The organism is Spirulina sp. CCNP1310, from assembly GCF_034932185.1.
Lineage (GTDB): Bacteria > Cyanobacteriota > Cyanobacteriia > Cyanobacteriales > Spirulinaceae > Spirulina.
On the sequence record NZ_JAYGHW010000039.1, the window covers coordinates 22,804 to 43,299 of the forward strand.

Sequence of the window (20,496 nt, forward strand, 5' to 3'; positions counted from 1 at the left end):
CCCTCACCCTAAATCCCTCTCCCAGGGAGGGAGAGGGACTTTAAACAAGATTCCCCTTCAGAAAAATTTTTCGCCCCTACGGGTTTTGATGTTGCCAAAATTCAACAATGCTATGACCCAATTCGTTGAGCATTTCATGGAGCAGAGGCAAACTTAAACCAATCACATTACTATGGCAGCCTTCTAACCTTTCCACAAATAGCCCCCCCTGGCCATCGATGGCAAAACAACCGGCACAATTCATCGGCTCCCCGGTATCCACATAGGCTTCAATAATTTGATCACTAATCGGGGCAAACTTCACCCCCGTGATCCCACAACGGATCACGGATTTACCCGTTGCGGTATCAAAGAGGGCATGGCCGGTATAAAGCTGGCCCACTTGGCCGCGCATTTGTTGCCAACGGGCGATCGCCTCTTCCCGATTGGCCGGTTTGCCATGGATTTCTCCCCCCAAGGCCAGCACTGAATCACAGCCCAACACCAAGGCCTGGGGATAACGGGGAAGCACCTGCTCCGCCTTACAGCGGGCCAAGGTATTCACCAACGCCACCGGGTCGTTCAATGGCACCAAAGATTCATCAAAACCACTCTTAACGGCGATCGCCTCAATCCCCGCCTGAGCTAACAATTGTTTCCGAGCTATCGAAGCCGAAGCCAAAATAAAATCCATCTTCCTACTTCCTACTTCCTACTTTCTACTTCTTACTTCTTACTTCCTACTTTCTACTCCCCCAACTCCACCCCATAGGTGCGCCCCGCAAACGTAACGCGATCGCCCGTCACCAACTTTTTCCCCCTGCGTGTTTCCACCTCCCCATTCACCAACACCTCCCCATTTTGAATGATCAGCTTGGCCTCGCCGCCGGTTTGGGTGATGCCTTGCCATTTGAGGAATTGATCGAGCTTAATGGTGGGGACGGGGGGGGTCATGGGCGATCGCCAAACATTCAAAAACATTCCCCATTGTGCCATAGGGGATCAACGCAAGGGCCACCAAGCCACCTTATCCCGCGTTGCGCTGTAAACTTCCTTTAAGCCGTTGGGATTCACCACATACACCCCATCCTCACTGGTGGCATTTTTCGGCGGTTTCGCCAAATAACCCTGTTGCAATAATCCCTTAAGCACCTGCTCCACGGTGCGGGGGTTGAGTTGGCAGGCGCGGGCGATCACATCAATGGGCAGGTCGAAATGATAGAGGCCGTCCCCTTGGGGTTGGTTGCCCAGTTCCCGCTCTTGGTAGATTAGGCCCCGCAAGAGGGCGGCGACGGCTTGGGGGGGGTAGGTGCTGCAATTGAGCAGATGGTATTGAAATTTGGTGCGTAATTCAAATAGAAACTGATAGCGATCGCGCCAGGCCGCATCCTCCTGATAGAGAGCTTCTAGGGCCGCCAAGGGCAATTTGACAACTTGGGTGGTTTTATAGGCTTCCACCAAACTCGGAAAGGCCCGTGCTGCTTGGCCATGGCCTAACAGGAGGTTCCGCATCCCAAAACAGCTACCGGGATAAGTGAGGGCCACAATGCGATCAAGGGGCGCACTGCGGGCAATGACCAGGCCCTCATTAAGGATGACGTAGAGGGCATCTAGATATTCATCGGGGAGAAAGGCGGTATAGACGGGGCGGTTGGAAAAGAGGGTTTCCAAGGTGAGGGAATCCGGCGGGAAATAACGGGCTAGGGTATCGACGGCCATGCCCCGAAAGAGAAAGGTTTGTTCACAGAGGGCGGTGAGGAGATTGGGGGGGGGAGTTTTCGGCATGGGGATTCCTCCAGGGGCGATCGCTCTTTCCATGATCCCACAGCCGTCCAGAGGGTCGAAAAAAATTAAATTCGATTTGTATTTACATTTAGTCTGTATTCAAATACAATCAGAATACAGACCCAAAGAATTCAGGATTTCAGCCATGACTATGATCCGCCGCCGTTCCCTTGCCCTCGGTTTTGCCGCCCTCTGCCTGAGTGCGATCGCCGCCTGCGCCTCCACATCCACCCCCCCCACATCCAACGCCAGCGATAGCGACAGCGCCACCCCCGAAACCGTCGAATTAACCCTCGTTTCCTACGCCGTCACCGAGGGAGCCTACCAAAACATCATTCCCAAGTTCGCTGAATACTGGAAAGAAAAAACGGGTCAAACGGTAATTTTTGACCAAAGCTACGGCGGTTCCGGCTCCCAAACCCGCGCCGTCATTGATGGCTTAGAAGCGGATGTGGTGGCGCTGGCGATCGCCCTCGATACCCAAGAAATTGAAAAGGCCGGCCTGATCGAACCCGGTTGGGAAAAAGAAGTCCCCACGGGCGACGGCATCGTTCACCGCTCCGTTGCAGCCCTCGTCACCCGTGAAGGCGGCCCCACGGTGAAAGGTTGGGAAGATTTAGCCAAAGGCGATGTAGAAATCATCACCGCCAACCCCAAAACCTCCGGTGGCGCGAGATGGAATTACCTCGTTCTCTGGGGAGCCTTAACCGAATCTGGTCGCACGGATGCAGAAGCAGAAAAATTCGTCACCGATGTCTTCCGCCATGTACCAATTTTGCCGAAAAATGCCCGTGAAGCCACGGATGTTTTCTATCAACAGCAACAAGGCGATGTATTAATTAACTATGAAAACGAGGTGATTTTAGCCGCCCAACAGGGCAAAGTTCAACCCTACGTTATCCCCACAGATTACAATATTTCTATTGATAATCCTGTAGCTGTTGTTGATAAAAATGTCGATGCAAAAGGGACAAGAGAAGTAGCAGAAGCATTCGTTGAATTTTTATTCACACCGGCAGCCCAAGAGGAATTTGCTAAAGTGGGTTTCCGTCCCGTTGATCCCGATGTTGCCGCTAAATATGCCTCGCAATTCCCTGAAATTGACAACCTGTTTACCGTTGATGATTTAGGGGGCTGGGCAGCAATTCAAGCCAAGTTCTTCGATGATGGCGCAGCTTTTGATAAAATGCTTGCCAAAATTGGCCAGGGTCAATAAGTTTTGAATGAGAAACCGGGTTGTTGAAGGTTTTAGACTAACGGCTAAATTCTTACCAAAAACCCGGTTTCTAAGCTGAAATCAGAAACCGGGTTTTTAATCAAACTTAATCCAACAAGCTAATGTCTCTCGCAACCCGGTTTCTTAGCTCACTTATCAATTTTTACTCACCATGAACGCTTTTCTAACCCCCCCCAAATGGCCCTCCATCCTCAGTCGGATCAGAGCGGGATTGTCTTTCCCCTGGGCCTTCACTTTTTTCTACCTGGGCATCATGCTTTTGCTGCCTGCGGCGGCGGTGTTTACAAAGGCGATCGCCCTTGGCCCCGCCGAATTTTGGCGCATCGCCACCGCCCCCATGGCCCTTTCCGCCTATAACGTCACTTTCATCACTGCCTTTGCTGCTGCCGCCCTCAATGGCGTAATGGGAACCCTCATCGCTTGGGTATTAGTGCGTTATCAATTTCCTGGCCGCAAAATCGTCGATGCAGTGGTAGATTTACCCTTTGCCCTCCCGACCGCTGTCGCCGGTTTAGCCCTCGCCACCGTTTACAACGATAAAGGTTGGGTGGGACAATGGTTTGCACCCTTTGGCATTCGCATCGCCTTCACCCGCCTAGGGGTTTTTGTGGCAATGGTGTTTATTTCTTTACCCTTTATCATTCGTACCTTACAACCCGTTTTGCAAGAATTAGAACCGGAAGTGGAAGAGGCAGCCCGTTCCCTCGGTGCAACACCGCAGCAAATTTTTAGACGGGTGATTTTGCCCCCTTTAATACCTCCCATTCTCACCGGCGTAGCCCTCGGTTTTTCACGAGCAGTAGGGGAATATGGCTCGGTCGTGTTAATTTCTTCTAGCATTCCCTTTCGAGATTTAATCGCCCCAGTTTTAGTGTTTCAACGCTTAGAGCAATACGATTACGGTGGTGCAACGGTGATCGGAGCAGTGCTACTGGTGGTTTCCTTAGTTTTGTTATTCATGATCAACCAACTGCAACAATGGGGGCGACGTTATGCAATCCGCTAATTTTGGAAAATCACAAAAATGGCTATTAATTAGCATTGCTCTTGTTTACCTTGCTCTTGTCCTCGTAATTCCCGCTTTAGTGGTCTTTGTGGAAGCTTTTCGCGATGGCATTGGTGGTTTTTTCACCGCTTTGCAAAGTCGCAATTTTCAAAAAGCGATGGAATTAACGCTGATTGCCACGGCGATTACGATTCCCATTAATACATTATTTGGCCTCTGTGCCGCTTGGGTGATCGCCCGCAATCGTTTCCCTGGTCGCGCTCTGTTAATTAGCATCATTGATGTACCCTTTTCGATTTCGCCAGTGGTAGCGGGTTTGATGTTGGTGCTGCTTTATGGGGAGCGGATGGGTTGGTTGGGGCCATTGTTTGCAAGTATGGGGATTAAAATTATCTTTGCATTACCGGGGATTGTGTTAGCCACCATTTTTGTAACGCTGCCCTTTGTAGCGCGGGAAGTGATCCCGGTGTTGGAAGATTTAGGGCCGGAGCCGGAGGAAGCGGCCCGCACGTTGGGGGCCAATGATTGGCAAACGTTTTATCGGGTAATTTTGCCGAATATTCGCTGGGGTTTAATTTATGGTATTTTGCTCACCAATGCGCGGGCATTAGGGGAGTTTGGCGCGGTGGCAGTGGTCTCTGGGAGTATCCTAGGCCGCACTTCCACTTTACCGATTTTCGTTGAGCAATCCTATCAAAATTATCAATCGGTGGCGGCATTTAGTGCGGCGTTGGTTTTGGCAGGGTTTGGAGTGTTAATGTTAATTGGTAAGGCGATTTTAGAGAGCTATTACCTGAAAAAATCTCCATCCCATTAATCCCTCACCCTAAATCCCTCTCCCAAGGAGGGAGAGGGACTTTGAGAGTCCATCACGATTGCGATCAAAACGTAAACTTTCACTTTTTGCACGGAGCATTATGGGTATTGTTGTTGAAAACATTTCTAAACAGTTTGGTAAATTTCAAGCCCTCGATAATGTAGGCCTAGTCGTTCCTGATGGTAAATTGGTGGCTTTGTTGGGGCCTTCGGGGTCGGGAAAATCGACATTGCTGCGGGCGATCGCCGGTTTGGAATCCCCCGATCAGGGCAAAATCTGGATCAATGGTCAAGAAATGACTAATCTCAATGTTCAAGAGCGGCAAATTGGTTTTGTATTCCAACATTACGCCCTGTTTAAACATCTAACGGTGCGGCAAAATATCGCCTTTGGCCTGGAAATTCGCAAAGTTAAAGCCCCTGAAGTCCGTCATCGGGTCAATGAATTACTGGAGTTAATTCAATTGGAGGGGTTGGGCGATCGCTACCCCGCTCAACTTTCTGGTGGACAACGGCAACGGGTCGCTTTAGCGCGGGCATTGGCAGTACAGCCGCAAGTTTTGCTATTAGATGAACCCTTTGGGGCGTTAGATGCCCAAGTGCGCAAAGATCTACGTCGGTGGTTGCGAGATTTACACCATCGAGTCAATTTAACCAGTGTCTTTGTCACCCATGATCAAGAAGAAGCGATGGAGGTAGCAGATGAAATTGTGATTATGAATGAGGGGCGCATTGAACAGGTGGGTACACCCCAAGCCGTTTATGATCAACCCGCAACGCCTTTTGTGATGAAGTTTGTGGGGGAAGTGAATATTTTACCCAGTTTCTTAGATCGGAGGCAACGTCAATCGGGTTCCTCGGTGTTTGTCCGTCCCCATGCGGTCAAAATTCAAGAAAAACCAACTCCCACCAGTTTAGCGGCTACGATTTCCCATGTGGTTTATCGCGGCTGGGGGGTTCATGTGGAACTGATGTTGCCGGATCGCATTTCCCTAACGGCGCAGTTAGATCGCCCAGAATGGGAAAAATTAGGGGTGCAAACAGGGGAAACAGTACAGGTAGAGTTAAGTGAGGCGGTTTCCTTTACCGATGCCCATGAATTGGAATACTACCACCCCAATCATATTTTGCAGTAAAAAGACTCCCTTCCAAAAGGGGAAACTTTGGAGAAGAGGAAAATGACTATTTCACGCACAGTTGAAAAACAAATTCGGCTCCGGATTCCTCAGGAATACCATCAAGAACCAGTTATTTCTAATTTGGTTTCTAAATATCAAGTGACAGTAAATATTTCCGCCGCAATTTTAGGAGCAAATGCCAAGGGTGATGGCTGGTTTCACTTAGTCCTGAGTGGGAACAGTGAACAGGTAAAGGATGCTTTAGGGTATTTGAATGATTTGAATTTGGAGATTTTAAAGCAATCTGAAACGGACGGCTGGTGAAGTACGGGCCAAAATTTGCAGTGGCAAAAAACTGGTAGGGGCGAAAAATGTTTCGCCCCTATTTTTTCTCAAAATATTTACATTTCATTTGCAAATGTTTTGCAAATGTATCACAATAAAGGAGACGGACTAAACACATCCATACATCCCCATGGCCTTATTTTCCCTTCTTAACCTCAAAAGCACTAACCCACAGCCGACTGCGCCCATCTCCATGAGGCAACGACTGTGGGGATCAACCCTTGTGGTCATTGGTTATTTACTGTCGCCCTTGTGCTGGTGGAACGATTTGATCATTAATCTACCGTTGGCTTTGGGGTTCGGCTACCTTTTCAGCCGTCCCTATCCGGATGCCTTCATTCCCCTAACGGCCTTGGGTTACTGGTTATCTAATGTAATTGGGTTTATGTTGATTCAACAGGGGTCGTTGACGGCCTTAAGTCATCAGTCTCAGAATTTTCGCCAAGGATTACGGAATGGTTTGCTGACTGCAACACTCTACACAGCGGCGATCGCGCTCTTACTGCAATGTCATCTCCTAGAAACGCCGACCGCTCTCCTTGATGGGGATCTGTGGCAAAGCCTAAGTGCCATCCTCCCGATTCATGGGGGAACCGAATTACCAACCCAAAGCTAACGCATAGAACAATTCATGACTGCGATTTTCCCAGACAATTGAGGAACCCAACCAAATCAGCACAAAAGGAAACGCCTTACGTACATAGCGGGACATCACTATTGTTAATTGGGGACGACTGGTTAACTGATAAGAGAGAAAACACCAGAGGGCGATCGCCCCATAACACACCGCCAGAATAATTCCTAAACGAGGGAGGGTACAACTGGCAAACAATGGAATGTAAATAGCGATGTTATTGCCGCCGTTGGCAATGGTGACAGCAGAAACACGGTAGGTTTGAGGGTCAAACAGCGTTGTCTGGAGGGAAGTATTTTGGGAGCGAGTCTTGCGTGGGGCGGGACGAGTGGAACCCGTCTGGATTTTTTCTTCTTCATCATTACCGGCACGACTGAGCAGGTGGTTCACACCAATGGCAATGGGGAGAAAGCCCAGTAAACCAATCCAAGCATGGGAAACCATCAGACCTCCCAAAAACCCCAGTAAACTGATACTCACTAAGACCGTGAAACCGATGAACTCACCCACAACAATATGGCGTGGGCGAAACCGACTGTTAATCTTACTGAAGAAGAGGGTGAGATAAAGATTATCGTCGAAGGTAGTGGCGATCGCTGTCATAAGCCCAAGCATTACAGTCGTTGCAATCCAGTCCATAATCTGATTTTGTGTGTGATGAGAGAACACTTTCAGCTTATAGACTGATCAAAATACATTCAAACGTTCTTTTGAATCGAATTTATAAATAGATTTTATGTGGTCGTTTAGCCTAAAATTACACCCCAAAATCGAATCCGTAAATTTGAATAATCAGCCCTTTCTGGAGATCATTTATGATGTTTTGATGACAAATATTAAAAACCCCCACAACGGGGGGCGGCAAAATTGCACTCAAGATTGATTCCGAAAATGCTTAATCGACAGGAGCGGTAGTCGGTTGGAGGGCAACATCTGCCTGAGTTAAAGCAGGCAGTGTGACATCAGGAGCTTGAAGGAGGCCATAAAGCGGTGCATCAAAAGTAATCGCTCCTGTGATGGGATCTTGACTAATCGTCAGGCGAGTGCCATCAACAATGGTGGCAATGGCTGCTGACCCTTGTAGATCCAGTCCCGTTGTTACTGCATCGGTGGGCAAATAAACCCCCGTGCAAGCCCAATCATCATCGGTGGTTTGTCCGGCTCCTAAATAGGCTAAAACTGGTGTGGCATTTTTCGTATCCGGATCATAACCGTAGACCCCAATCGTAGCCGCCGTTGCATTCTTGCAAATGCCCAAATCTTCGGTTGATTCCATGATCAGTTTTTGTAAACGCAGATCACTGATCTTCTGATTGAGACTTTCGAGCGTATAGCCAGCGGCCTCAGGATCAGCTTGAGCGGCTTCCAGGGTGGTCAGGGTTTGGGTGATTTCGCCATATTGGGGACTTTTTTCAGCAATGGGATCAGCGAAAGCCGTCGGGGCGATCGCCATCGTTAGCCAAAGCATTGCAACCCATAGGAGTGAAAAGAATCGTTTTTGCATGGTACTTTTTGAGTGTTTAGTGAGTGAATTAACGGGTGAAAAGACGATAGGTTTCGTTTTCCCACAAAATGAACAGCCCTAGGCCGATCAAGAGCGGCGGCACAAATCGGTGTCCAATATCCCGGACTTTTTGACCAATCACAGGGTGTTGCACTAGAAGATGGGCAATACCGCACCAGATCCCTACAAAGACAAAAAAGGTGAATAAGGTTAAAAACAATCCTGGGATCGTTTGCCCGGCAAAAAGAGAGACATAAATTGCAATATTGTCACCGCCGTTGGCAATCGTCAAAGCTGCAATGCTGACAATTTTAGGATCAAGAAACAAGAAAGTTTTTCGGTTTGCTCCTGTTAATTCTAACGCAGATTCTTCCTCAGATTCAACTAGGGCATGAATTCCCAATAAGATCGGAATAATCCCCAACAATCCTAGCCAAGGTTTTGGTAAGAGTAACCCACCGAAAAAACCGGGTAAGCTTAAAAGGATCAGCACCACAAAGCTTAAATAACGGCCCCAGAGAATTTGAGTAATGGAAAAACGCTGGGGAACCTGAGCAAAGAGCCAAATGAGCAGGAGAATGTCATCAAGGTTAGTGGCAATAAAGGCGATCGCCGCTGTGGTCAGGGTGGGAAAGATCCAAGTCATCGGGTTTAAAAACTCTACCCCTTTAGATTCTCAGTTCCTGGGGCCAATGGTGCAACCGCCGCATTTCGCATCAGGTGAATTAGGCAAATGCCGATGATGCTCAAAGCCAGAGCCGTTAAGCCTCGGTATTCCAGTGTGTGACTATCGATCAGAATTAAAACGCCTAAACCAATGAGCACAAAGGGAACGAGCAAATCACCATAACGGGTGAGCAACTTGGCGATCGCCTCTAACCGCGCCAAGCGGTAGGCCCCATAACACCATAAGCCGACTAAACTCAAAAAGACTGCTAAAATAACCACTAATTTTACCCCATTGACGCTGGCAAATAAGGGTAAATAAATGCCCACATTATCCCCACCATTGGCAATGGTAATCGCTGCTATACTTAAGGTCTGGGGAGCAAAAAAACCTGAACTTCTGGATTGATTAATCTGGGCAGGTTCTGAATCATTGTCCCCATCGGGGCTGAACCATTGACTGAAACCAATCACAATGGGCAAAATCCCTAACAAACCAATCCAAGGCCGAGGCAATAAACTGGCTCCTAAAAACCCCGGTAGGCTGATTAAGATTAAAGCTACAATTCCCAGATATTGACCTGCCACAATTTGCCGGCCATGTAAACTTACCCCAACTTGGGAAAAGAGCAACATTAAAATCACAATATCATCGAGATTTGTCGCTGTAAAAGCAGTGATTCCTTGAATCAAGGCTGTGAATAATTCAATCATAGGTTGAGTTATCTCTTAAATACAGTGGGTTAATACGGAGAACTTGAATCTGACCCATTCCGAAGATTGGCGATCGCATCCTGTCGCTGTAGCCCTATCCTAGGGTTTAAAGCATAAATAAATCAAATGTCCTTTTCTATCGAATTAATAACCAAAATTTATTAAAATAGAATGCAACTACTCACTTACCCCATTCAACTCTTAATTCAATCTTAAGAAATTGCCTAGAGATGAAAATTGACCAACTCCGTATTTTTCTGGCAGTTGCCGAACATTTGCACTTTACAAAAGCAGCGGATTCTCTGTATTTGAGTCAACCGGCTGTGAGTTCAGCCATTCAGAGCTTGGAGAAAAAATATGCAGTTAAATTATTTCACCGTATTGGTCAACGTATTGAGCCAACCGATGCAGGAAATTTGCTTCAAGTTGAAGCTCAAAAAATCCTTAATCAGGTGGAATTGACAGAGCAGGGTTTACGGGAACTGAATAATCTTCAGCGTGGTGAGTTGAAAATTGGCAGTAGCTTAACCGTGGGTAACTATTGGCTACCACAAAAAATTAGTCAGTTTAAACAAACCTATCCCGGTATTTCTATTCAATGCACGTTAGCGAATACGGAAGAAATTTTAACCGGCACAGCAGGGGGAATGTTTGATTTAGGTTTGGTGACAGGTAATATTAAACCAGTATTGAGTAAAAGCTTGGATATTTCTGTGATTGGTCATGATATGGTTTCGATTGTGGTGGGACGATCGCACCTGTGGTTTGATCGAGATCACATTGCGCTACAAGAATTGACGAATTCAACTTGGGTGATGCGTGAACCCGGTTCAGGATCTCGCGATATCGTTGAACAGTCAATGCAAACGTGGGGGATCAACCCTCAAGATTTAAAAGTTGGTTTGGTGTTAATGAGTAGTGAAATGATTAAATCTGTGGTAGAGGAAGGTATTGGTGCAACGGCTTTGCCCCGTTCGATTGTACGACGAGAGTTAGAATTAGGTACATTAAAGGCCATTCCAGTGGTAGATGTAATCGCCGCTCCAAAACGAATTTATAAAATCACTCAACCCGTTATTTTATTGCGCCATCAAAAACGATTTATCACGAAGATTTCTAAAGTTTTTGAAGAGTTGTTGATTGATAAAAGTTCCTAAGGTCAAACAAGCTGTAGTCAGTTTAAAAATCATCGCTTCGCTTCGATTAAATCATCTAACTCCACGAAACTATTGTGATTATTATCGGTAATTAAGGGCAAACTGCCATCCCAGCGTTGAATGGTTTGGTAGTGCAAAATATTGGGGGTGAGGGTTGATTGTAAAATTCGGTGGGATTCCGCTTCTCCTTTGGCTAAATTAATCTGAAACTCTGCTAGTTGAATCGCTTTTTTTGCCATAAATTCTGCTTGTTTTTCTTCTTGTTGGGCAATTTGTTTGCTTTCCACTGCCTCCCGAAATCGAGGAGAAAACTGTAGATCTATCAGGGCAAGATCGTCAATTATTATAAAATAAGGGGCAAGACGTAGGTTGATTTCCTGTTCAATGGTGGCTTTCAGTTGATCTCGATGGATGATTGTCTCTTCAGCCGTGTAACGAGAAATGACTGCTTTGACAACTTCGGTAATCGCTGGATCAATAATGCACTCTACAATTGCTGACTGGGAGCCAATTTTTTGAAAAATACGGTTAACTTTTTCAGGCAAAATATGCCAATTAACGACGATATTGGTAAAAATAGATTGCAAATCTTGGGATGCGGCTTCTGTGGTAGTTTCCTGTTTTTGGATGCGAATACTCAAATTTGTGACCCGATCAACCAACGGAATTATAAAATGTAGTCCCTCATCCAAAATGAGGGGTTGAACTCGCCCAAATCTTGTCCAAACACCGCGATCGCCCACAGGAATGAGCACCCAAAAACTGGCGATGAGCATCAGTGCTAACAACAGCAAAATTGCCAAGGGTGCGGCACGGAGGCGATCGCCCATCATAACCCTAGTCCCCCTTTCACATTAGCCGGGGCGGAAAAGAGTACATACAATACTCCTGTTCCCATTAGCAACACCACTAAACTAAATAGGATGACCCAGCGGCTGTTGGGTTCATAGGTGTTGGCTTCAATGGCTTTGAGGACAGAAAAATAATGCCAAGTCGAGAGCAACACCGTCATTAAACCAATGCAAGCCAGCATTAACCCTAAAGCCCAACCTTGGCCCGTCCCCATCACATTGGGGGAAACGAGATAACGGAGACGGGCAATCAGTACCCCAAACCCAATTAGGGCGATCGCTGTACGCATCCATGCTAAATAGGTGCGTTCATTAGCCAGGTGATCGCGGGTGCGAGAAACAGGTTTAAATTTGGCCTCAGGCGGAGTTTGGGCTGGAGCGATCGCTCCCTCTGGATGGGCCACAGAATTAGAGGTTTGGCTCACAACGGTTATGGATGAAGAGTGTTTTGTCAGTATTGAGAGTCAGACCTAAACCCCGATCAAGTTGTAGTCTTTGTAACTGAGCGGGGTTGTATCGCAGGTTGTGAATCGCTTCGGTGTGATACATGGGATGGCGTTGAGGATTGATCATGGCGATTTAGGAGAGAGTGGCAGAAAGGGCAAAATGCCCTCTCCACCACGGAAAAACAGCACTTTTAGCGATGTTATTGTATGCTCCAGTATTGTATATGTATTTTAAATAATTTTCAATACATCCAAAATCATAGACGATAAATCTGCCCTCTCCAGATCTGCTGGCGGGTTGATTAACCCCGCACCACGGTGATTTTTCGGCCTGTGGCGGTGACGGCCTCTTCGCGGGTGGTGCGCTCCTCAATATCCGGCAAACCGGAGCGGCGATCGAAAATCACTAACCATCCCCAATCCAATCCCAAACCCGCTAAATAATCATCAATCTGCTCTAACCCTTCTGGTAAAGGATCACGCCGTCCATCCCGCCAGACCTTGAGTTCAATGGCGATCGCCACCTCCCCATAGCGCAGATATAAATCCATCCGCCGGGAGGCAATGGCATATTCCCGTTCCAACGTCCCCCCACCATTCACCACCCGATGCAAAAACGCCATCATCACCAAATGGGGGGCAATTTCATGATAAGGCGCACTTTTAAGCAAGGGCTGACCATGTTGTCGCCAAAACTTTAAAAATGCCGTTAACAATGCCTCTGGAATTAACCTGCCCTGTTCATCTAACCAAGTGGGGGCGATCAGGGGCAAACTATCCCTTGGGCCGCCTGCTAACATTCGGGGCATGACTTCCCGATAAATCGGATTCGCAATCACCAAACCCCCCGCCGGATGGCGACGCACTAACCCTAAATCAACGGCAAACTGACGATCATCAGGGGGGATTTCGCCCAAATCTTCCCCCGCTAACATCGGTTCTAAAATGCGTCGAATACGTGGCTCTCGCAACCGTTCCGCCAAACTATCTAAATGGGTATCATTGCGTTGAATCAGATTTTCTTTGGCTTGGAATAAATCAGCAACGGTAATGGCTTGACTGGGATCTTTAATCAACTTTTGGGTCATTTCCCGCGCTAAGGCATTGACTAACCAAGGTTGACCATTGGTTAATTCAAATACAGATGTTAAAACATTTGGTTCAAAGATTTGCCCGGTTAAATCTGTATGTTGTTGATAAAGTTCTGCCACTTCTTCAGCGGTAAAATTCCGCATTGTGAAGGATTCAACTTTGATATTAAAGGGGCTAGCTGTTCCTAGTCGTTCACTCCCCCCTGAGGCCACTTTATAATCTCGGACATCCCGCAAACCAATTAAGGCTAAGGATTGCGGAAAGGCTTGGGGGCGACTGGGATAGCCATCCCGCAGTTGTCGTAAAACGCCGATTAAGACTTCATTTTGGAGGGCATCAATTTCATCGATAAAGACCACAAGGGGGCGGGGGGATGCTTTGGCCCAAGCACTGAGGGCAGCACCCAAACGGCGACCGGCATCGGCTTCGGGCCAGGGAGGAGGCTGAAGTTCTGAAGGAAGGAATGCCTCGGCAGAACCTCGCCAAGCATTAAGCATTGCTTTTTCGGCTTTGCCTAAATCATCGGGGAAGGCGGCTCCGACTTCAGCGGAAACCATAACGGCGGTATAGGCTCCGCTGGCGGTGAGTTCTTCGCCAAGGGCAATCATGGCGGTGGTTTTGCCTACTTGTCGAGGGGCATGAATGATGAAGTAGCCTCGCTGATCAATCAGTTGCATCACTTCAGGGAGTCGCGCTGTGGGGGAGAGCATATAGTGAATATCTGCTTGGCAGGGGCCGGCGGTGTTGAACCATTTGGGCATGGTGGCGATGAGGAGGGGGGACAACTCTTAGGATAGAGGGTTATAAGAAACAAATGAACGGCTGGGTAACAGAAACCGGGTTTCTGTGAGGATGCTAGGGCAGAATGAGCCAATGCAAGAAACCCGGTTTCTAGGTTTGCGCTGAGTGGGGATGAAACAGTTGTAGGGGCGAAAAATCTTTCGCCCCTACAGATCTTTGTGCCTCTGGCAGGCTTACGCCAACACCCCTACAGTTTGATGGGTTTTATGGGAAGGTTGGGTTATTGATAGAGGGAGAGGGTGGGGAAGATGCGGGAGACGATGCCGTTGGGTCGGAGGTTGGCGTTGGGGGAAGGGGTGGGAACGAGGGGGGTGCGTTCTTCCCAGTCTTGGGTGGTGAAGGTGGTGGTGGTGATGCCGGTGGTGTTGGGTTCAAGGTTGAACACGGGAGCGGGGAAGGGGTCGGTGAAGTGGAAGCTACCCGGTGCGAGGCTGACGGTTTGGGATGCACCGCCAATTGTGCCGCTAATGCTGCCACTGGTTCCAAACTGACCGCTAGTGACGGTTTGGCGATCAACATAATTGAAAGTAAAACCAGCCACATTTTGAGGGCCAACGCTCACGTCAACTATACCTGTCAAGTTGAGAGCAACCGGAATATTCGTGAATAAAACAGGGCCATTGGGGGTAAATGCCGAACCGGTAGCCAGTAGATTTTTTGTGTTGCTGTTCCAGTTTGGGGTTCCATTAATCCGTAAAAGCACCGGCACAGCCCCCGCTGTGATATTGCCAAATAAAGCGGGGTTAGCCACCAATTCAGCATGAGTATAATTCCCCGATTGAATCCGTCCTTGGGCCGTTTCCAGATAGCCTGCCACTGGAGAGAGATTGGGAGCATTATTTCCATTCTCCACGAAAAAAATTTCGCCGCCGGTGATGGTGATTTGGGCGTGGGCGGTGGTGGTGAGGAGGGTTGCGCCCAAGGTGAGGGCGAGGGTTGTGGTGAGGTTGGGTTTCATTGCGTTGTTTGTGTAAAGGTATCAGGTGAATGAATCGGGGGGACACAGGCCCCCCAGAAGGTTTAAAACGTTAGTGTTGTCCGCAGCGCACCGATCCAAATCGTGTCACTGCTGGCGGCGTGGTTGGGGTTAAACACACCGATAATCCCTGGCGTGAGCGTGATACTTGGCGTGAGTTGCCAACGGTAGAAGGCTTCGAGGTGGAGGGAGCGATCGCCCCTCCCCTCATTCGTTGCCCCCAAACTGCCTGCAAATAAACTCGGCACATTCCCCGTCAGCACGCCATTTTGCCGGAGATTACTCCCCGTAATCCGGGGGGGTTGACCAAAGAAGATCGCCCCTAAATTCCCCTCCTGAAAGAGATCGGGAAACTGGGCGGAGAACATCCAGTTCACCGTTTCCACACCCCCAGAGGTTCCCGTTGCCACCGCATTAGAGCGCGTCCAGCCCCCCCAAGTGCCTAACGTCACCTTTGGCGAAACCTGCCAATTGACCGTCGCCCCGACCCCATGGGTGCTAAAACGACCATCAGGAATCGCCCCAATCTGGTCATCCCCCGACCCTGTGGCCAGGAAACCCCCCAACGCACCCCCATAGGAATGGAGATAATACAACGCTGTATCAACGGTTTCCGTCGGCGTTAACAACACCTGAACCCCAGCGGTGTAAGCATTGCCCACCAAACCCAGAGCCGGATTGCCACTATCAAAGGCACTATAAACCGCCTGCACACTCGCCCGGCGGCCCACCTGCCAATCCAACCCGACCCCACCACTGGGGGAACCCAGTTGAATCACGGGGTTGCGTTGGGCAAAGCGGGAAATCGGCCCAAACCCGGCACTTTCCACCCGGCTCGGCCCCCGGAACACATTCACCGGATTCACCCCCCGCGGCCCCGCAATCACCGCGAGGCGATTCGTCACCAATTGCCGCAGATTCACATCCGTAAGGATCAAACTACTACCACTGTTGAATTCATAGCCCAACGTCGTGAAACTATTGTTAAAGCCGAAAAGCGTCAGATCGCGGGTGCTCAGGTTGCCCCCAGCCAACCCCGTCAACAACCGCGTCCGAGGGGAAAAGGTCGTCATTAGGGAAAGCTGGGCATTGTAACCAAAATTAAGTTCATTGGTGCGATCGCTCGTTTCCGCAATGCCATCCCGACCAATAAACAGAGCATTATTGAGGAGGGGAAGGGGTGCGAGTAAATCCGACTGAGAATCAAGCCGACCCTGCAAGCCCGCCACAACTTGACCAAATAACTGTGTAGTTGTGGAAAATTGATTATCTTCTAGGAAGCTAACCCGACTTTCCAAACCATCCACCCGTTGGCCCAAGTTGGTTAACTCAGACTCAAACTCCGCCATTAATTGCTCCATCACCGCCAAGGTTTCGGTGGGGACACCATCCACCTCAGCAATTAACCGCTCCATCGCCTGTAAACAGGCATTCAGACCGGCGGCAAACTCATAGCGACTGAGGGAGCGATTACCCCGAAACGTGCCATCGGGATAGCCCGCGATGCAGTTATAACGACTGATCAAATCGCTCAACGCCTGATAGGCCCAATCACTGGGGGCAACATCCCGCAACTGATTCACCCCCGTCACTTGCGCCATGGGGGCAGCGTTAAGGGTGGTTGAGCTATGGAATAGGGGGCTAGATTGGCCAAAGCCCCCAGCGTTAAAAGTTGGTGTATTGTTGGCGGAACCGGGTGCAAACTGTGATGGGTGGTTGAGATCAGAAGTTTCTGTGGTTAGGTCTGAAGTAGAAACAGAAAGGCGATGAACTTCCTGAGCGTGAGCAGGAAGATCCGCCAGCAAATGCAGACCAGTAGCTGTGACTAAGGGTATGAAAAAATCCGCATTAAAGCTATATAGTTTTAGGGTAAAGATACCCGCAAGCAAGAAAAACGAGGTGTATTTGCACTGACATCGAGCAAAACTACTGACTCAACTTAAGGTCAGACGTTTGAGAGTAGAAGACTGCAATAAATAGTCTCTACATGGATATATTCTTTGTCAATAATTTTCTCAGTAAAAAATAATGTGGAGGTGCAAGCTTTCTCGCCCCTAGGGTTTTGAGCATTTCAACCCCGGATGACGGTGATTTTTCGGCCTGTGGCCGTCACAGCCTCCTCACAGGTGGTACGTTCCTCAATATCCGGCAACCCAGAGCGGCGATCAAAGATCACCAACCATCCCCAATCTAAGCCCAACCCCGCTAAATAATCATCAATCTGCTCTAACCCTTCTGGCAAGGGATCACGCCGTCCATCCCGCCAGACCTTGAGTTCAATGGCAATGGTGACTTCCCCATAACGCAGATATAAATCCATCCGCCGGGAAGCAATGGCATATTCCCGCTCCAACGTTCCCCCGCCATTCACAACCCGATGGAGAAACGCCATCATCACCAAATGGGGGGCAATTTCATGGTAGGGCGCACTCTTGAGTAAAGGCTGACCATGCTGCCGCCAAAACTTTAAAAATGCCGTTAACAATGCTTCTGGGATTAACCTGCCCTGTTCATCTAACCAAGTGGGAGCAATCAAGGGCAAACTATCTCTAGGGCCACCGGCTAACATTCGGGGCATCACTTCCCGATAAATCGGATTCGCAATCACCAACCCCCCCGCCGGATGGCGACGCACCAACCCTAAATCAACGGCAAACTGACGATCATCAGGGGGGATTTCGCCCAGATCTTCCCCCGCTAACATCGGCTCTAAAATTTGACGAATGCGGGGTTCTCGCAATCGTTCTGCTAAACTATCGAGGTGGGTATCATTGCGTTGAATGAGGATTTCTTTTGCCTGATAAAAATGTTCAACGGTAATAGTTTCAACGATTTTCATATCTTCAATAATGACCTTAACCAAGGCATTCACCAGCCAAGGCTGGCCATTGGTTAATTCATAGGCATAATCAAAGGCTTCCGGCGTAAATTCTTGCTCGGTTGTTTCAGTATGCTGTTGATAGAGTTCCACCATTTCTGCAATGGTAAAATTTCGCATGGTGATCGAACGAACTTTGATATTAAAGGGGCTAGATGTTCCCAATTTTTCACTCCCTCCCGAAGCCACTTTATAATCTCGGACATCGCGCAAACCGATCAAGGCGATGGATTGGGGAAACTCTTGAGGGCGATTGGGATAGCCGTCGCGGATTTGGCGCAGGACGCTAATTAACACCTCATTTTGCAGAGCATCAATTTCATCAATGAAGAGAACCACAGGGCGAGGGGATGCAGCGGCCCAGGCTTTTAATGCTGTGCTAATCCGTTCTCCCGGTTTGGCTTCGGGCCAGGGGGGCGGCAATAATTCCTTGGGTAAGCGGGCTTCACAGGCGGATCGCCACACGCCAAGCATGGCATCTTCAGCCATACCAACATCTTTGGGGAAGGCGGCCCCCACTTCAGCGGATACCATGACGGCGGTATAGTTGCCGCTGGCGGTGAGTTCTTGACCGAGGGCGATCATGGCGGTGGTTTTGCCCACTTGTCGGGGGGCATGGAGGATGAAGTAGCCGCGCTGATCAATCATTTGCACGACTTCAGGGAGGCGCGCTGTGGGGGAAAGCATATAGTGAATATCTGCTTGGCAGGGGCCAGCAGTGTTGAACCATTTGGGCATGGTGGTAATGGGAGGTGAGGACATTTCTACTATAGAGGGTTTCTCTACTCCAGTAGGGGCAAAAATCTTTCGCCCTCCCCCCTAGAACAGTGGCGCGATCGCCCGCCTTGCCGCTACAATAGACCCTACCCCATCTCACCGGTGGGTGTTTTAGCTTGCTCTGGTAGCTCAAAGGATAGAGCAAACGCCTTCTAAGCGTTCGGTTACAGGTTCGACCCCTGTCCAGAGCGTTGTTGTAGTTGGATGCGATCGGGGGAAAATGTCCCTGGGCTAAAATGTGCCTGTAATTCCCTGCGCACTTCCCCCGTTAAACTATAGAGGCCGCAGAGATTGGGAACCGCCATCAACAAGAGGGCGAGATCGCTGATCTCCACCACCAACTCCGGGCGAATCACCGTACCCATAAACACGAGGCTCAGTTGCAAACTGTGGTAAATGCCCCGATGGCGTTGACCGAACAGATAGCCCCAAGCCTGTTGGCCGTAATAACCCCAGGCGAGGATCGTCGAAAAGGCAAAACAGAAAGTGGCGATCGCCAATACCCAAGGAAACCAAGCGATCGCCCGACCAAAGGCCGCACTGGTTAACTCTGCCCCCGCAAACTGGGCATATTGGGGGGCCTGATAGGCTCCCGTGAGAATGATCACCAACGCCGTTAAATTGCAAATCACCACCGTATCCACCAACGGCTCCAACGTGGAAATAATCCCCTCCTGTACCGGCGTGGTTCCTTCCGTCGCGGCATGGGCGATCGCCGCCGTGCCAATATTGCCCTCATTGGAAAAAGCCGCCCGCTGGAACCCCAACACCATCATCCCCATTGCCCCCCCAAGACCCGCTTTCGGATGCCAAGCATCCTGCCAAATCAGGGCGATCGCCCCCGGCACAGCCTGGCCATGGCTCACCACAATCACCAACGCCGCCCCCACATAGAGGCCACACATCACCGGCACGAGCCAAGCCGTCACCTGGCCAATGCGGTGAATTCCCCCCCAAGTCACCAAACCCACGCCCAAAGCCAAGGCCAGGCCATAATGGGCAGGCTCAAGGGTGGGGAACACATGGGCAAGGGCGCGGTAGGATTGCCCCGCCTGGAACATCCCACTGGAACCCAAGGATGCCCCCACACAACAGAGGGCAAAACCAGCGGCCAAAATCTTGCCCCAGCGGTGTTTCCCTTGGGCCGCTAAACCATGGCGCAGGTAATACATCGGGCCGCCGGATACTGTACCATCGCTGCGGGTTTCGCGATAGATCCGCCCTAAGGTGCATTCAATCAGCCGCGTATTCATCGTTAACAGCCCCGCCACCGTCATCCAGAAACAAGCCCCCGGCCCGCCCACCGTAATGGCGATCGCCACCCCGGCAATATTCCCTAACCCCACCGTCCCCGATAGTGCTGTCGTAAAGGCTTGGAACGAACTCACCCCTTGGGGGGATTGGTTATGCACCCGCAACAGTGTCACCGCTTCAGCGAAACAACGCAGATTGACAAACCGCAGGCGGAGGCTGAGGAGCACCGTCCCGGCGATCGACCAGAGGACAATGGCCGGCAGGCCGAAAATGGGAAAAAAGAGCCAAGCGGTGAGGTGATGGAGCAACTCAGTCAGGGCGGTTTCGAGGGCATTGAACCAATGGCTCACGGTTTTTCAGGGGGAAAGGGCTTAATTCTCGCCATTGTAGAGGATGGGGCAAGGGGGGGCGATAGGTACGCGATCGCCCATTGCTCTCTTCTCGTTAAAATGGGGGCAAG

Annotated in this window: 22 protein-coding genes and 1 tRNA gene; 8 read left to right on the top strand and 15 right to left on the bottom strand. The window is 49.5% G+C overall.

Going from position 1 to position 20,496, the window contains the following annotated elements; genetic code table 11:
- Positions 1-76 precede the first annotated feature (76 nt).
- The 3 genes from VB712_RS08145 to VB712_RS08155 are packed head-to-tail and all read right to left on the bottom strand — an operon-like array spanning position 77 to position 1,764.
- A complete protein-coding gene (locus tag VB712_RS08145; RefSeq protein ID WP_323253959.1) occupies positions 77-673 on the bottom strand; it encodes a nucleoside triphosphate pyrophosphatase in 597 nt (198 codons plus the stop codon).
- A 53-nt stretch (positions 674-726) separates the two neighbouring features.
- A complete protein-coding gene (locus VB712_RS08150) occupies positions 727-933 on the bottom strand; it encodes an RNA-binding S4 domain-containing protein (RefSeq protein WP_416236292.1) in 207 nt (68 codons plus the stop codon).
- 48 nt (positions 934-981) lie between these two features.
- Complete coding sequence (locus tag VB712_RS08155) at positions 982-1,764, bottom strand: Crp/Fnr family transcriptional regulator (protein WP_323253963.1); 783 nt, start codon at positions 1,762-1,764, stop codon at positions 982-984.
- Positions 1,765-1,909: 145 nt separating this feature from the next.
- Between VB712_RS08155 and VB712_RS08160 the strand changes: the two genes are divergently transcribed.
- From VB712_RS08160 to VB712_RS08185, 6 genes are all read left to right on the top strand, one after another.
- Complete coding sequence (locus tag VB712_RS08160) at positions 1,910-2,980, top strand: sulfate ABC transporter substrate-binding protein (RefSeq protein WP_323253965.1); 1,071 nt, start codon at positions 1,910-1,912, stop codon at positions 2,978-2,980.
- A gap of 172 nt (positions 2,981-3,152) precedes the next feature.
- Positions 3,153-4,007 (top strand): sulfate ABC transporter permease subunit CysT, encoded by an 855-nt coding sequence (gene cysT / locus VB712_RS08165; protein WP_323253967.1) that lies wholly within the window; start codon positions 3,153-3,155, stop codon positions 4,005-4,007.
- Positions 3,994-4,824, top strand: a complete 831-nt coding sequence (gene cysW, locus VB712_RS08170; RefSeq protein WP_323253969.1) for a sulfate ABC transporter permease subunit CysW — start codon at positions 3,994-3,996, stop codon at positions 4,822-4,824. Before cysT ends, cysW begins: the two co-directional genes overlap by 14 nt.
- A 100-nt stretch (positions 4,825-4,924) precedes the next feature.
- Complete coding sequence (locus tag VB712_RS08175) at positions 4,925-5,959, top strand: sulfate ABC transporter ATP-binding protein (protein ID WP_323253971.1); 1,035 nt, start codon at positions 4,925-4,927, stop codon at positions 5,957-5,959.
- A gap of 42 nt (positions 5,960-6,001) precedes the next feature.
- Positions 6,002-6,265, top strand: a complete 264-nt coding sequence (locus tag VB712_RS08180) for an NIL domain-containing protein (protein WP_323253973.1) — start codon at positions 6,002-6,004, stop codon at positions 6,263-6,265.
- 151 nt (positions 6,266-6,416) lie between these two features.
- Positions 6,417-6,902, top strand: coding sequence for a hypothetical protein (locus VB712_RS08185; RefSeq protein WP_323253975.1), 486 nt, complete (start codon positions 6,417-6,419; stop codon positions 6,900-6,902).
- On the opposite strand, the gene VB712_RS08190 is transcribed toward VB712_RS08185, so the two are convergent.
- The 4 genes from VB712_RS08190 to VB712_RS08205 all read right to left on the bottom strand — a co-directional run bounded on the left by VB712_RS08190 (position 6,885) and on the right by VB712_RS08205 (position 9,804).
- Positions 6,885-7,559, bottom strand: coding sequence for a cadmium resistance transporter (locus VB712_RS08190; RefSeq protein ID WP_416236291.1), 675 nt, complete (start codon positions 7,557-7,559; stop codon positions 6,885-6,887). The genes VB712_RS08185 and VB712_RS08190 overlap by 18 nt on opposite strands.
- A 256-nt stretch (positions 7,560-7,815) precedes the next feature.
- On the bottom strand, positions 7,816-8,388 hold the full coding sequence (locus VB712_RS08195; protein ID WP_323253978.1) for a hypothetical protein: 573 nt from the start codon (positions 8,386-8,388) through the stop codon (positions 7,816-7,818).
- Between the two features lie 64 nt (positions 8,389-8,452).
- Positions 8,453-9,070, bottom strand: a complete 618-nt coding sequence (locus VB712_RS08200) for a cadmium resistance transporter (protein WP_323253980.1) — start codon at positions 9,068-9,070, stop codon at positions 8,453-8,455.
- 14 nt (positions 9,071-9,084) lie between these two features.
- Positions 9,085-9,804 (bottom strand): cadmium resistance transporter, encoded by a 720-nt coding sequence (locus VB712_RS08205; RefSeq protein ID WP_323253982.1) that lies wholly within the window; start codon positions 9,802-9,804, stop codon positions 9,085-9,087.
- Between the two features lie 230 nt (positions 9,805-10,034).
- On the opposite strand from VB712_RS08205, the gene VB712_RS08210 reads away from it, so the two are divergent.
- Complete coding sequence (locus VB712_RS08210) at positions 10,035-10,961, top strand: LysR family transcriptional regulator (protein ID WP_323253984.1); 927 nt, start codon at positions 10,035-10,037, stop codon at positions 10,959-10,961.
- A 29-nt stretch (positions 10,962-10,990) separates the two neighbouring features.
- On the opposite strand, the gene VB712_RS08215 is transcribed toward VB712_RS08210, so the two are convergent.
- From VB712_RS08215 to VB712_RS08245, 7 genes are all read right to left on the bottom strand, one after another.
- Entirely contained in the window at positions 10,991-11,791 is an 801-nt protein-coding gene (locus VB712_RS08215; RefSeq protein WP_323253986.1) for a prohibitin family protein, read from the bottom strand.
- On the bottom strand, positions 11,791-12,195 hold the full coding sequence (locus VB712_RS08220; RefSeq protein WP_416236293.1) for a YidH family protein: 405 nt from the start codon (positions 12,193-12,195) through the stop codon (positions 11,791-11,793). The genes VB712_RS08215 and VB712_RS08220 overlap by 1 nt, the downstream gene beginning before the upstream one ends.
- A gap of 25 nt (positions 12,196-12,220) precedes the next feature.
- Complete coding sequence (locus VB712_RS08225) at positions 12,221-12,385, bottom strand: hypothetical protein (RefSeq protein ID WP_323253990.1); 165 nt, start codon at positions 12,383-12,385, stop codon at positions 12,221-12,223.
- A 175-nt stretch (positions 12,386-12,560) separates the two neighbouring features.
- Complete coding sequence (locus VB712_RS08230; protein WP_323253992.1) at positions 12,561-14,111, bottom strand: hypothetical protein; 1,551 nt, start codon at positions 14,109-14,111, stop codon at positions 12,561-12,563.
- Between the two features lie 260 nt (positions 14,112-14,371).
- Positions 14,372-15,109, bottom strand: coding sequence for a hypothetical protein (locus VB712_RS08235; protein WP_323253994.1), 738 nt, complete (start codon positions 15,107-15,109; stop codon positions 14,372-14,374).
- Positions 15,110-15,171: 62 nt separating this feature from the next.
- The gene (locus VB712_RS08240; protein ID WP_323253996.1) at positions 15,172-17,016 is read right to left on the bottom strand and encodes an iron uptake porin; all 1,845 of its coding nucleotides are present in this window, start codon (positions 17,014-17,016) and stop codon (positions 15,172-15,174) included.
- A 182-nt stretch (positions 17,017-17,198) separates the two neighbouring features.
- A complete protein-coding gene (locus tag VB712_RS08245) occupies positions 17,199-18,743 on the bottom strand; it encodes a hypothetical protein (RefSeq protein ID WP_323253998.1) in 1,545 nt (514 codons plus the stop codon).
- Positions 18,744-18,900: 157 nt separating this feature from the next.
- On the opposite strand from VB712_RS08245, the gene VB712_RS08250 reads away from it, so the two are divergent.
- Positions 18,901-18,973: transfer RNA gene (locus VB712_RS08250), tRNA-Arg, on the top strand.
- Here the strand turns inward: VB712_RS08250 and VB712_RS08255 are convergent.
- The gene (locus tag VB712_RS08255; protein ID WP_323254000.1) at positions 18,947-20,386 is read right to left on the bottom strand and encodes an alanine/glycine:cation symporter family protein; all 1,440 of its coding nucleotides are present in this window, start codon (positions 20,384-20,386) and stop codon (positions 18,947-18,949) included. The genes VB712_RS08250 and VB712_RS08255 overlap by 27 nt on opposite strands.
- Between the last annotated feature and the right edge of the window lie 110 nt (positions 20,387-20,496).